The sequence below is a fragment of the Agrobacterium sp. D14 genome, from assembly GCF_001526505.1.
GTDB classification, from domain to species: Bacteria; Pseudomonadota; Alphaproteobacteria; order Rhizobiales; family Rhizobiaceae; genus Agrobacterium; species Agrobacterium leguminum.
Window position 1 is genome coordinate 70,788 of the sequence record NZ_ASXX01000052.1, and the last position, 13,051, is coordinate 83,838.

At 60.1% G+C, this 13,051-nt stretch carries 13 protein-coding genes; 5 read left to right on the forward strand and 8 right to left on the reverse strand.

Annotated features, from left to right (window positions below):
* Both L901_RS21530 and L901_RS27770 read right to left on the reverse strand, forming a co-directional pair.
* Entirely contained in the window at positions 1 to 1,128 is a 1,128-nt protein-coding gene (locus L901_RS21530; protein ID WP_245289681.1) for a pilus assembly protein, read from the reverse strand.
* On the reverse strand, positions 1,076 to 1,366 hold the full coding sequence (locus tag L901_RS27770) for a hypothetical protein (RefSeq protein ID WP_245289682.1): 291 nt from the start codon (positions 1,364 to 1,366) through the stop codon (positions 1,076 to 1,078). The genes L901_RS21530 and L901_RS27770 overlap by 53 nt, the downstream gene beginning before the upstream one ends.
* A gap of 277 nt (positions 1,367 to 1,643) precedes the next feature.
* On the opposite strand from L901_RS27770, the gene L901_RS21535 reads away from it, so the two are divergent.
* From L901_RS21535 to L901_RS21555, 5 genes are all read left to right on the forward strand, one after another.
* Positions 1,644 to 2,771: an S-(hydroxymethyl)glutathione dehydrogenase/class III alcohol dehydrogenase gene (locus L901_RS21535; protein WP_003525152.1), complete on the forward strand. Its 1,128-nt coding sequence runs from the start codon at positions 1,644 to 1,646 to the stop codon at positions 2,769 to 2,771.
* Between the two features lie 287 nt (positions 2,772 to 3,058).
* On the forward strand, positions 3,059 to 3,799 hold the full coding sequence (locus tag L901_RS21540; protein WP_059760160.1) for a hypothetical protein: 741 nt from the start codon (positions 3,059 to 3,061) through the stop codon (positions 3,797 to 3,799).
* 105 nt (positions 3,800 to 3,904) lie between these two features.
* Positions 3,905 to 4,168: an acyl carrier protein gene (locus L901_RS21545; RefSeq protein ID WP_020810249.1), complete on the forward strand. Its 264-nt coding sequence runs from the start codon at positions 3,905 to 3,907 to the stop codon at positions 4,166 to 4,168.
* On the forward strand, positions 4,165 to 5,697 hold the full coding sequence (locus L901_RS21550) for an AMP-binding protein (protein WP_059760161.1): 1,533 nt from the start codon (positions 4,165 to 4,167) through the stop codon (positions 5,695 to 5,697). Before L901_RS21545 ends, L901_RS21550 begins: the two co-directional genes overlap by 4 nt.
* The gene (locus L901_RS21555; protein ID WP_059760163.1) at positions 5,681 to 6,958 is read left to right on the forward strand and encodes a type III PLP-dependent enzyme; all 1,278 of its coding nucleotides are present in this window, start codon (positions 5,681 to 5,683) and stop codon (positions 6,956 to 6,958) included. The genes L901_RS21550 and L901_RS21555 overlap by 17 nt, the downstream gene beginning before the upstream one ends.
* Before the next feature lie 205 nt (positions 6,959 to 7,163).
* On the opposite strand, the gene L901_RS21560 is transcribed toward L901_RS21555, so the two are convergent.
* The 6 genes from L901_RS21560 to coaD all read right to left on the reverse strand — a co-directional run bounded on the left by L901_RS21560 (position 7,164) and on the right by coaD (position 12,670).
* Positions 7,164 to 8,321, reverse strand: a complete 1,158-nt coding sequence (locus L901_RS21560; RefSeq protein WP_059760461.1) for an aminodeoxychorismate synthase component I — start codon at positions 8,319 to 8,321, stop codon at positions 7,164 to 7,166.
* A gap of 172 nt (positions 8,322 to 8,493) precedes the next feature.
* Positions 8,494 to 9,624 (reverse strand): tRNA guanosine(34) transglycosylase Tgt, encoded by a 1,131-nt coding sequence (tgt, locus tag L901_RS21565; protein WP_059760164.1) that lies wholly within the window; start codon positions 9,622 to 9,624, stop codon positions 8,494 to 8,496.
* Positions 9,624 to 10,706: a tRNA preQ1(34) S-adenosylmethionine ribosyltransferase-isomerase QueA gene (gene queA, locus L901_RS21570; RefSeq protein ID WP_059760166.1), complete on the reverse strand. Its 1,083-nt coding sequence runs from the start codon at positions 10,704 to 10,706 to the stop codon at positions 9,624 to 9,626. Before queA ends, tgt begins: the two co-directional genes overlap by 1 nt.
* Positions 10,707 to 11,029: 323 nt before the next feature.
* Positions 11,030 to 11,539, reverse strand: coding sequence for a peptidylprolyl isomerase (locus L901_RS21575; RefSeq protein WP_020810245.1), 510 nt, complete (start codon positions 11,537 to 11,539; stop codon positions 11,030 to 11,032).
* A gap of 37 nt (positions 11,540 to 11,576) precedes the next feature.
* Positions 11,577 to 12,146, reverse strand: coding sequence for a peptidylprolyl isomerase (locus L901_RS21580; RefSeq protein WP_059760168.1), 570 nt, complete (start codon positions 12,144 to 12,146; stop codon positions 11,577 to 11,579).
* Positions 12,147 to 12,175: 29 nt separating this feature from the next.
* On the reverse strand, positions 12,176 to 12,670 hold the full coding sequence (coaD, locus tag L901_RS21585) for a pantetheine-phosphate adenylyltransferase (protein WP_059760169.1): 495 nt from the start codon (positions 12,668 to 12,670) through the stop codon (positions 12,176 to 12,178).
* Positions 12,671 to 13,051: the final 381 nt, after the last annotated feature.

The window sequence follows — 13,051 nt, forward strand, 5'->3', positions numbered from 1 at the left end:
TCAGCCCTCTTCCATTCGATCAACATAGATGAGCTGGAAACCGGTGATGATGCCACCGAAGCTGTCGCTCAGGCCGGTTGCCTCAATCGTCACCCGATAGATGGAGTAGGCCTTGACCCTGAAACTGTAGTCTCTCGGCGTCCAGGCAATACTCTTTTTATCCTGGGTCAACTCCCACACCCGCTGCTGGGGTTTCAGGTCAGGAAGGAGCTGTTGGAGCGAGATCTTGATTCCGTTTGTTTTTTCCACGTTCTCGACGGCCCGGCGCCCATTGTACCAAACCATGATCTTATATATTCCGGGATGAAGCTCGACATCCTTGTAAATCGAGCTATTGGCTTCGATATTTTTTTTCTTGCCGGGCTCAGGCGGCCCCCAGTCACTATCGAGCTCCATGACATAACGGGTTGGCAATGAGAGCTCGGTGCCCGGCTTCTTGTCGATTTCGATCTTGTCGGTGGTCTTTGCCTTATCGACCTCCTTCAAAGTGCAGGCTTTGTCGTTGGCGGTAGGGGCTTCGTTGAGTTTCTTGCTCTGCATTCCCGCCGGATAGCCCTGCCAATTGTGATTGCGGCGGCAGCAGGGGCTGCTCCAGTCCTGCAACTCGACGCCGGGGCCGGTCCCGCCATCCCATCCGATCTCCGAATAGGGATAGACACCCCAGCAACCGCCGGGGGTTTCCTTGGTGACGCCGTTTTTCAGAACCCGCTCGACGCCGAGAGCGTTGCTCTCGAACATATTGTCAATGATGACCGCATCATCCTCGGGATAGGGCGGGATGCCTTCGCAAGAGTAGGCAAGGCGATATTTCAGCTTCTCGAGATTGAACATCTCCGAGAAAATCAGCCCGTAACTGAACTCGGCATTGATTTCTGTCTCAGTCCACTTCACTTTCACGTCGCGCGAGAGGACCTTTTGCTTGGTGGATTGAATCATGGCATCGAAGGCCGCGGTCACATTGGCGCGCCGCACTTCATCGGACAATGTGAAGGTGCGAGTCGGCTTGGTGGCTCTTTCGCATGCCATGGCCATGACCCGCTTTGACTGGTTGTAATAGGCCAGCGCCCTGCCACCCTCAAAAAGCAGCCCCAGCAAAATGATAAAGACCGGCAGCAGCAGCGCGGTCATGATGGCGAAGGTACCCGCGCGGTCTCTGAGGAGCGATGAAAACAGGCTCCATTTCCATGCCGCTTTTTTTATCCGCCTGCTCGTCATCAAAACACCGTTTCATGTCGCTCATCGCCATGGGGAAGGCGCGCTGTGAAAAGCGACAGGCCTGGCTTTCTGCGACGCTAAAAAATGTCCGGCTCACGCCGGTCGCTCGAAAATTGCTCGTTGGTCGCCGGCGGCGCTGCTTTTCGAGCAACTTCGCCTGACCACTGAAATACAGGGGTCAATTAACACGCAAACCGTAAATCAAAGCTCAACCGGAATCTAAAAATATGAAGCAAATTCATATGCTTAGTTTATTTATTAGTAAATTAGAGCTCGCCAATAAAATCGTATGACCGCGTAACGGCAGTGTGGGGTTTGCATTCACGGTTTCTTCCGAAAACACAAACTTGGGCTCGCCCCTTGTCCCTCCAGCCAAGCTCGGGCAAAACAGCCCTGTTCAATCACAAGACAATGCCAGGAGATAAGATATGGACGTTCGCGCCGCAGTTGCCATTCAGGCCGGAAAGCCGCTTGAGGTCATGACCGTTCAACTCGAAGGCCCGCGCGCCGGCGAAGTGCTGGTTGAGGTCAAGGCGACCGGCATCTGCCATACAGACGATTTCACCCTGTCGGGCGCCGATCCGGAAGGCCTGTTCCCGGCCATTCTCGGCCATGAGGGCGCGGGCGTCGTCGTCGATGTCGGACCGGGCGTCACCTCGGTCAAGAAGGGCGACCATGTCATTCCGCTCTACACGCCGGAATGCCGCGAATGCTATTCCTGCACCTCGCGCAAGACCAATCTCTGCACCTCCATCCGCGCCACCCAGGGCCAGGGCGTGATGCCGGACGGCACCTCGCGCTTCTCCATCGGCAAGGACAAGATCCATCATTATATGGGCTGCTCGACCTTCTCGAACTATACGGTTCTGCCGGAGATTGCGCTTGCCAAGATCAATCCCGACGCACCTTTCGACAAGGTATGCTATATCGGCTGCGGCGTGACGACCGGCATCGGTGCGGTCATCAACACCGCCAAGGTCGAGATCGGCTCCACCGCAATCGTCTTCGGTCTCGGCGGCATCGGCCTCAACGTGCTGCAGGGCCTGCGCCTTGCCGGCGCGGACATGATCATCGGCGTGGACATCAACCCCGACCGCAAGGCCTGGGGCGAGAAGTTCGGCATGACCCACTTCGTCAACCCCAAGGAAGTCGGCGACGACATCGTGCCCTATCTCGTCAACATGACGAAGCGCAATGGCGACCTGATCGGCGGCGCCGATTACACATTCGATTGCACTGGCAATACCAAAGTCATGCGCCAGGCGCTGGAAGCCTCGCATCGCGGCTGGGGTAAGTCGGTCATCATCGGCGTTGCCGGCGCCGGCCAGGAAATCTCCACGCGCCCGTTCCAGCTGGTCACCGGCCGCAACTGGATGGGCACCGCCTTTGGCGGCGCACGCGGCCGCACGGATGTGCCGAAGATCGTCGACTGGTACATGGAAGGCAAAATCCAGATCGACCCGATGATCACCCACACCATGCCGCTCGAAGACATCAACAAGGGCTTCGACCTGATGCACAAGGGCGAAAGCATTCGCGGCGTCGTGGTTTATTGATTGAACAAGACGCAGGCGGGCGCGCGTAACCGCGCGCGCCCGCCATTCATGCAAATGTGATCGCCTCCAACCCGCTGCAGCCATTGCGATTAACGGGACGGTAAATCTATCGTCGTAAGCCGATACTACGCGGTGGAGTTGAAAATCCCTCCCCGCCCAGAACGACGCCAGACCTGCGGAGAGCGACCCTGAAAATCGTACCGATCGACAACGGAAACCGCGTCGCCGCCGTCGCTCTTCTGGCGAAAGGCTTCCCGGAAAAAAGCGAGGCCTTCTGGTCGCGCGGGTTGTCGCTCGTCAGCGAACATCACGAGCGGCGCGAACTCGGCGCTATCGGGCAATTGCTGATGAAGGGCGACGATGCCGCAGGCGTTCTGCTGACGATCAAAAGCCGTCTGCCGGAGGCCGGCAGGATCGTCGTCAACCTGTCCAGCTGGTATGTGGAACCTTCCTGCCGCTGGTTCGCCCCGCGCATGTTGCAGATGGCATCCTCCAATGAGGACGAAATCTTTACCGATCTCACCCCCTCTCCCGAAGCCTGCAAGCTGAATGAGAGGCTGGGCTTTGCGACGGTGACCGATTGCACGCTTTTTTATCCGCTGCCCTTTGCAGCGCTTCGCCCGGCAAGCGCACGGCTGCGTCCGCCAGGCGAGATAAAACCGGAAATACTCTCCGCCGAAACGCGCGACATGCTGGAAGACCATGCCCGTCTCGGCTGCATCGTGGCGGTTATGGAGGCGGAGAACCGCCACTACCCGCTGGTCTTCCTGAAAACCACGACCAAAAGATTGCCATCCGCGCGCCTCATCCATTGCGAAGACCGGCAGGTCGCGCAAAGGCACATATCCGCAATTGCCCGCCACCTTCTCGGCCATGGCCGGCTTGCGTTGACCATGGCGGCAATGGGCGCAGAGCGAAAGGCCGGCGGGCTTGCCGCACATAAATCTGCACCGATACAAGTAAAAGGCGCATGGAACCCACGATTTATTAACGAAGCATACTCAGAGTTGGTGTTATTGCCACCGTAGGTATTTTAGTGAGTCGTGCGCGACTTGACGGAATCTTGGCCTTTAAAGAAAAAGCGCCGTTCCGGGCAGGTCATTGGGAAACACGCGGGAAATCGGAGAACGAGCATGCTTGCAGCGAAAAAGAGTGAAATCGACGTTGCCGATACCATCTATTCCTATCTCTCCAACCGTTTTCCCGCCTATGCCCCCTTTTCCGCCGATACGCTGCTTCTCGAAGGCGGCGTGATCGATTCGCTCGGCTTTCTGGAACTGATGATCTTCCTCGGCGAGGGTTTCGGCATCATTCTCGATGACGAACATTTCACGCCTGAAAATCTCGGCACGCCGGCCGATCTCATCGCCTTCGTCCTCAGGGAACGGAGGAGATGACACCCCATTTCCTGCTGCACCACCTGCTTACCGCCCGCGCGGCGAGCGACGATCAGGCCCTCGTCCACAAGGACCGATCGCTGAATTATCGCGAATTTTCCGCAGCGGCGGCCCGTTGCGCGGCGGCATTGCAGGAAGCCGGAGCGCAACGCGGTGACCGCGTCGTCATCTATCTGCCGCGCGGCATCGAGGAATGCTGGTCGATCTTTGGCGTGAGCATGGCGTCCGGCGTCTTCGTGCCGGTGAACGCATTGCTGAAAGCGCAGCAGATCCGCCATATCGTTAAGGATTGCGGCGCAAAAATCGTCATTAGCGACGCCGTGATGATGGATGAGCTGAAAGCGGCACTGGAAGACCTTCCCGAGGTCACGGTCCTGCTGGCGGAAGAGATAGAGGCCCGCGCAGACACACTCGCCCGGCCTTCAGCGGCAATCGGCGAAGACCTGGCCGCCATTCTTTATACCTCCGGCTCCACCGGCTCGCCGAAGGGCGTGATGCTGTCGCACCGCAATCTTCTGGCCGGCGCCCGCATCGTGCGCACCTATCTGGCAATCACCGGCAGGGACCGCATTCTGTCCCTGCTGCCCTTCAGCTTTGATTATGGCCTGAACCAGCTGCTGACGGCGGTGGAACAGGGCGCGGCCACGATCATCTCCACCTTCCGGCTGGGCGATGAGATCGTCCGCGATCTGCGCGACCATGCCATCACGGGTCTCGCCGGCGTGCCGACGATCTGGGCGATCCTGACGAAAGCGGCCCCGTCGCTCACAAAGACGCCTCTGCCGCATCTGCGTTACATCACCAATTCCGGCGGGCGCGTGCCGCAGGAAACCGTAAAAGCGCTGCGCGAGAAGCTGCCGGATACGAAAATCTACCTGATGTATGGCCTCACGGAAGCCTTCCGCTCCACCTTCCTGCCGCCCGATGAGATCGACCGCCGCCCGACCTCCATCGGCAAGGCCATTCCCGAATGCGAAATCTTCATCGTCACCGCCGAGGGACAAAGGGCGAAGCCGGGTGAACCTGGCATTCTCGTGCATCGCGGCCCGACCGTCTCGCTGGGTTACTGGAACCGGCCGGAGGATACGGCAAAGGTGCTGCGCCCTCACCCCTTCATTCCGGCGGCGCTGGGCGGCGAGACCGTGTGTTATTCCGGCGATCTTGCGGTGGAGGACGAGGATGGTTTCTTCAGCTTCGTCGCCCGCAACGATGCGATGATCAAATCGTCGGGCTATCGCATCAGCCCGACCGAGGTTGAGGAAAGCCTGATGTCGACAGGCCTTTTCCAGCAGGTCGCCGTCATCGGCCTGCCGGACCCCTTTGCGGGCGAAAAGGTCCATGCCGTGGCGACTGCCGCCAACCAGAATATCGATGTGACGGCGGCGCTGAAGAAGGCGGCCGAAATGCTCGCCCCCTTCATGATCCCGCGCGCCATCGAACTGGTGGAACGACTGCCGGTCACGGCCAATGGCAAGGTGGATTACCGCGCGCTGGTGCGCGAACGGACGGACAATGGCGCCAACGGATAAACCCCAGAGCCACGGCCCGGCTTTTGCAGCCGCGTTATTCGACACAAGCGAGAACGATCTGATGATCGGCGGACTTCCCGTGCGCGATATTGTCGCCGGGACCGGAACGCCTTGCTTCCTCTATGACGCCGCCGCCATGCGCCGCGCCTATCGCGATCTCGAAACCGCGCTCGGCGGTTTTGCCGATATCTATTATTCGGTGAAGGCCAATCCCCTGCCCGCCATCGTCTCGCTTTTCCGGCAGGAAGGTGCGGGTGCGGAAATCGCTTCCGTCGGCGAATATCGCGCCGCCATTAAGGCCGGTGTCGCAGCGCAAAACATCATCTTCGCCGGCCCCGGCAAAGGCATGGCCGAACTGCGCGAAGTGATCGAGGGCGGCATCGGCGAAATTCACATCGAAAGCGCCGAGGAAATCGACCGCATCGAGGCAATCGGCAAGCCGGTCAAAGCCTCGATCCGCATCAATCCGGTGCCGGATGCACAGGCCGGCGCGATGCGCATGGGTGGCAAGGCCACGGCCTTCGGTTTCGATGAGGAAGAGCTGGAAAATGTCCTGCCGCTCTTCAAGGACGCCCGATATATCGATCTCGTCGGCGTCCATATTTACGGCGGCACGCAGATCCTCGATGCCGACATGCTTGTCTCCCAGTGGCGACACGGCATTTCCCTTGCCGCGCGCATGGCCGAGATGCTCGGCAGGCCGCTCGAAACCATCGATCTCGGCGGCGGTCTCGGCATTCCCTATTTCGCAGGCGAAACGCCGCTCGATCTTGAAAAAGTCAGCGCCGCCATTCCCGATCTCAAGGCGCTCCTGAAGGCGCATCCGCTGATAACCGACGCCCATGTCATCGTCGAACCCGGCCGTTTCCTCGCCGGTCCCGGCGGCGTCTATATGGCGGAGGTGAACTCGGTAAAGACCTCGCGCGGCACCACCTTCGTGGTGATGGATGGCGGCATGCACCATCACCTAGCCGCATCCGGCAATCTCGGCCAGATCGTCAAGCGGAACTACCCCATCGTCGCACCGGCCATGATGCAGGCGGAGCATGAGGAAACGGCAACCATCGTCGGCCCGCTCTGCACGCCGCTCGATACGCTCGCCCGCAATGCGGCGCTGCCGAAGCTCAAGGCCGGCGATCTCCTCGCCATCCTGCAATCGGGCGCCTATGGCGCCAGCGCCAGCCCTGCGGGTTTTCTGAGCCATGCGGCAGCGAAGGAGGTGCTGGTGGAGAATGGGGTGTTCGAGGTGATAGGGCGCTGAGGACGTTTGGTAGCGAAAACCGTAGCCGGCTTTCCTAAGGGCACACATTTGGCTGCTTACCCCGGAGCTTCCTCCAACCTTCCTCATTCCTGTGCTTGTCACAGGAATCCAGTCGACGCACGTCTGTGCGGCGGGAGGAGTCTTTTCAGCCCAAGGACTTGGGCTGGCTGGATTCCTGTGACAAGCACAGGAATGAGGGAGGCGACTAACCCCGAAGCAACCTGTCCCCCACCGCGAATTTCGATTTCAGCAGACACTCATCATATTCCGCCTCGGCAACGGAATCGAACACGATACCGCCGCCGACATTGAAGACGGCGCGGCCGTCATCAAACAGGCTGAGCGTGCGGATCGCCACGGAGAACCGCATCTCACCATTTGGAGACATGAAACCGATCGCGCCGCAATAGGCGTCGCGCGGTGTCGCTTCCAGCTCGCGCAGGATTTTCATCGCCCACATTTTCGGTGCGCCGGTAACGGAGCCGCAGGGAAACAGAGCGGAGAAGATGTCTTCCACCGTCACGTCAGGCAGAAGTTTCGCCCGCACATGGCTGACCATCTGGTGCACGGTCGGATAGGTCTCGATATCGAACAGCCGCGGCACATCAAGGCTGCCGACTTCGGTGATGCGGGAAATATCGTTGCGCAGCAGATCGACGATCATGCGGTTTTCGGCGAGCGTCTTTTCGTCCGCCAGCATTGCGGCGACAATCGCCCGGTCTTCTTCCGCATCGGCCCCGCGCGGCGTCGTTCCCTTCATCGGATGGGTTTCGATGAAACCTTCCCCGTCGACCGAGAAGAACAGTTCCGGTGAGCGCGACAGGATGACCGGGCCGCCGAGATCGACCAGCGCGCCATATTTCACCGGCTGCCGTTCGATCAGCGACCAGAAGGCCGTCAGCGGATCGCCGCTCCAGCGGGCATGGACCGGCATGGTCAGATTGCCCTGGTAACAGTCGCCGCGACGCAGATGGTCGTGCAGCCGCGCGAAACGCTGGCAATAGTCTTGAAGGCTCCATGCGGGCACGGGATCGGACAGAAACGCATCCGCATCCGGCAGATTTGCCGGCCGCGCGAACCGCCCCTCATCCGGCTGCGGGCCGGAAAAGACGCCGAAATTAAGAAACGGCACGTTGCGAGGCTCGTCCGCGAAAGGCGCAAGTTTCGGCTCGAACAGGAAACCTGCCTCGTAGGACATATAGCCGGCGAGGTATTTCCCGGCCCGGCGCAGCTCTTCCATGCGCTTCAGCGCAGCAAAAAACGACGCCGGTTCATCCGCGACGATGATCTCTTCCGGCTCGGTGAAGGCTGTCACCGTGCCGGTCGTGTCATCCCGGAAAAGAACGTAAGGCGCGTGTGCCAAGGAAAAATCCGTAGAAGGAAGGTTTAGGGTGTTCGAAGCGGCGGATAGAAACCTCTCCTCCGTCATCCTCGGGCTTGTCCCGAGGATCTGCCGCTCGTTGATTTCGGCTACATTGGTAGATCCTCGGGACAAGCCCGAGGATGACGTCGAGTGTGGGTGGAAGCTCTGCAACCTAAACCGGGTCTATATCGCCCCGCGCCCACATTTCGATGGTTTCCGCATAAAAATCGGCGAAACGGCCTTCCTCGATAGACTTGCGGATACCCTGCATCAGCTCCTGATAATAGGCAAGATTGTGCCAGGAGAGCAGCATGCCGCCCAGCGCCTCATTGGCGCGGGTGAGATGGTGCAGATAGGCGCGGGAATAATCGCGCGAGGCCGGGCAATTGGACTGCTCGTCCAGCGGGCGCATATCCTCGGCATGGCGGGCATTGCGGATATTGACCTTGCCGCGACGGGTAAAGGCAAGCCCGTGACGGCCGGAGCGGGTCGGCATCACGCAATCGAACATGTCGATACCGCGCGCCACGGATTTCAGGATGTCATCGGGCGTGCCGACGCCCATCAGGTAACGCGGCTTTTCGGTGGGCAGGACCGGCAGGGTGATATCGAGCATGCCGAGCATCACATCCTGCGGCTCGCCAACGGCAAGGCCGCCGACCGCATAGCCCTTCAGATCGAGCTGCTTCAGCCCTTCGGCGGAACGGACGCGCAGGTCCGGCTGGTCGCCGCCCTGCACGATGCCGAACATGGCCTTGCCGGGCTGATCGCCGAAGGCCACGCGGCAGCGCTCGGCCCAGCGCAGCGACATTTCCATGGCGCGCTCGATTTCCTTGCGCTCGGCCGGCAGCGCGATGCATTCGTCAAGCTGCATCTGGATGTCGGAATCAAGCATGCCCTGAATTTCAATCGAGCGTTCCGGCGACATGTGGTGCAGCGAACCGTCCACATGGCTCTTGAAGGTCACGCCCTGCTCGTCCAGCTTGCGCAGGCCGGAAAGCGACATGACCTGAAAGCCGCCGCTATCGGTGAGGATCGGATGCGGCCAGCGGATCAGCTCATGCAGGCCGCCAAGGCGGGCAACACGCTCAGGACCCGGCCGCAGCATCAGGTGATAGGTATTGCCGAGAATGATATCGGCCCCCAGCTCGCGCACCTGATCGAGATACATGGCCTTGACGGTGCCGACGGTGCCGACCGGCATGAAGGCGGGCGTGCGGATGACGCCGCGCGGCATGGCGACTTCGCCGAGGCGTGCGCCGCCGCTCGTGGCTTTCAGGGTGAAGGTGAATTTGTCGTGCATCAGTTTTTCCGGAACAACAGGCTGGAATCGCCATAGGAATAGAAGCGGTATCCGGTTTCGATGGCGTGCTTATAAGCGTCACGCATCGTTTCGAGACCGCAGAAAGCCGAAACGAGCATGAACAGCGTCGATTTCGGCAGGTGGAAATTGGTCATCAGAATATCGACCGCGCGGAAACGGTATCCCGGCGTGATGAAGATGCCGGTGGCATCGGACCATGGGTGGACAACGCCATTTTCGTCGGCGGCACTTTCGATCAGGCGCAGCGAGGTGGTGCCGACGCAAACGATCCGTCCGCCGCGTGCCTTCACGGCATTCAGCCGGTCGGCGGTTTCCCGCGACACATGGCCGATCTCGAAATGCATCTTGTGATCGTCGGTATCGTCGGACTTCACCGGAAGGAAGGTGCCTGCCCCAACGTGAAGCGTCACGAAATGCCGCTCGATACCCACCTTGTCCAGCGCGGCAAACAGATCGGGCGTAAAATGCAGCCCGGCGGTGGGGGCGGCAACGGCGCCCTTTTCGCGGGCGTAGATGGTCTGGTAGTCGGTCTGGTCCTGCGCATCGTCCGGCCGCTTGGCGGCGATATAGGGCGGCAGGGGAATATGGCCGACGGAAGCAATCGCTTCATCCAAAACAGGACCGGAAACGTCGAACAGCAGCGTGATCTCGCCCTCCTCGCCCTTCTCCTCGACCGTGGCTTCCAGATGGGCAAGGCCGCAGGCATTGTCGCGCTCATAACCGAAACGGATGCGGTCGCCCTGCTTGATGCGCTTGCCGGGACGCGCGAAAGCTTTCCAGCGGGATTGATCGGCGCGCATGTGCAGCGTGGCCGAAACCGCCGTCTCCGGCGCGCCTTCGCGCAGCCGTACACCTTCGAGCTGGGCGGGAATGACGCGGGTATCGTTGAACACCAGCGCATCGCCGGGCTTCAGGAAGGACGGCAGATCGAAGACGCGGTGGTCTTCCATGCGGTTCTCATTCGGATCGACCACCAACAGGCGCGCGCTGTCGCGCGGGTTCGCCGGGCGCAGGGCGATATTCTCCTCGGGCAGATCGAAATCGAACAGGTCTACACGCATTGCAAGGGTCTTCCAGAAATCCAATTTGACACGGCACGGTGTTTTGCGGCCCGACGCATCCGCACCCCTCGCCCCTCATTCCTGTGCTCGTCACAGGAATCCAGTCGGCGCGCGTCTGCGCGGCGGGAGGAGTCCTTTCAGCCCAGGGACTTGGGCTGGCTGGATTCCTGTGACAAGCACAGGAATGAGGGAAGAAGAGAACGGCGCGACGGATGGCAAGCGTCAAAACTGCCGCGTCCATCCTTAAAATCACGTACCGTCAATAAACGTCAAAACCCGCCTCGCATAGACTGCGAGACGGGTCGAACTGCAATTTCCGAAAATCAGGCCGCAGAAGCGAGCTTGATGGAAACGATCGAATCGGGGTCCTTCACCGGCTCGCCGCGCTTGACCTTGTCGATGGCTTCCATGCCTTCGATGACCTGGCCCCAGACGGTGTACTGCTTGTTGAGCCACGGCGAATCCGTGAAGCAGATGAAGAACTGCGAGTTGGCTGAGTTCGGGTTCTGCGAACGGGCCATGGAGCAGGTGCCGCGCACGTGCGGAATGGCGGAGAACTCGGCCTTCAGGTCCGGCTTGTCGGAGCCGCCCATGCCGGCGCGGGCCGGGTTGAAGCTTTCCGCACCCTTCTTGCCGAACTTCACGTCGCCCGTCTGAGCCATGAAGTCTTCGATGACGCGGTGGAAAACGACGCCATCGTAAGCGCCTTCCGATACGAGTTCCTTGATGCGGGCGACGTGGCCCGGAGCAACTTCCGGCAGCAGCTGGATCACGACCTTGCCGGTCGTCGTTTCCATGATGATGGTGTTTTCCGGATCCTTGATCTCGGCCATGACTATTCTCCTCTGTTCGGGCTCCATTGCCCTTACCTTACTTTTTGCCGACGGTAACCTTGATCATCCGGTCGGGGTTGGAAACTTCGCCGTTACCGCCGGCGCCACGCTTGATCTTGTCGACGGCTTCCATGCCGGACACGACCTTGCCGACCACGGTGTATTGGCCGTTCAGGAACGGACCGTCGGCAAACATGATGAAGAATTGCGAATTGGCGGAATTCGGATCCTGCGAGCGGGCCATGCCGACCACGCCGCGCGTGAAGGGAACCTTGGAGAATTCGGCCGGAATATCCGGCAGGTCGGAACCGCCCGTACCCGCACGCTGGGCGCTGAAGCCCTTCTCCATGTTGCCATACTGCACGTCGCCGGTCTGCGCCATGAAGCCATCGATGACGCGGTGGAAGGCGACATTGTCATAAGCGCCCTTCTTGGCCAGCGCCTCGATCTGCGCCACGTGCTTGGGCGCGACATCCGGCATCAGTTCGATGACAACGGGGCCGTCCTTCAACTGCACGGTCAGGAGTTCGGCGGCAGATGCAAGGGTGCTGGCGGCGAGCGCGCCTGCAAACATGGCGCCGGCAAAGGCAAATCGAACGAGTTTCATCGGATTGGCTCCAGAATGTGAGGCTGAAGTCAGCGCTTCAGCTTGGCGTTGAGGGCTTCAAGCACGGCTTTCGGCACGAAGGCGTCGACATTGCCGCCCATGGCGGCGATCTGCCGGACCAATGTGGCTGTAATGGGTCGCGACGAGGTGCCGGCGGGCAGGAATACGGTCTGGATATCGGGCGCCATCTGGCGGTTCATCCCGGCCATCTGCATTTCATAATCGAGATCGGTGCCGTCGCGCAGGCCGCGCAGCAGAAGGCGCGCACCGTGCTGACGGGCGGCATCGACGACCAGATTATCGAAGGAGACGACTTCCATGCGCGCCGCTTCGCCCGGCAGATGTTCGGCAAGCGCCCGCTTTATCAGCCCCGCCCGCTCCTCGAAGCTGAACAGCGGCGCTTTTCCGGGATGAATGCCGACCGCAACGATGACTTTCGACGCCACGTTCAGCGCCTGAATAAGCACATCCAGATGTCCGTTGGTCATCGGATCGAAGGATCCTGGATAAAAGGCAATCGTCATATCGCTCTCAGGTGGTGGGCGCGTCTCGACGCTTCAGCATATGTGCCGCCTTTTGTCATGGAGAGGCACGCGGCGCAAGACTTTATAACCACCCCTCACAAGCGCGGCTGCGGCGTGAACCGCGGATGAATGGGCCGTTCAGTGCGGTTTCACAGCTATTTTGTCTAAATGCACGGCATCGGGAAACCGAAACGCCCCTCACTCGTTAAGCATCCGGAGAATTGAAAATGCTGGCCTTCATGATCGTCCTTTCGATCATCGCTTCATTCGCAGCCGAGTATCTTTTTCTCGAATGACGACATCAGCCAGTTTCCTGAACGCCAGATGAACGAGCCATTCAAGGAAGTTTCACAGGCGCGATGCTAATCGATTTTTACGGTT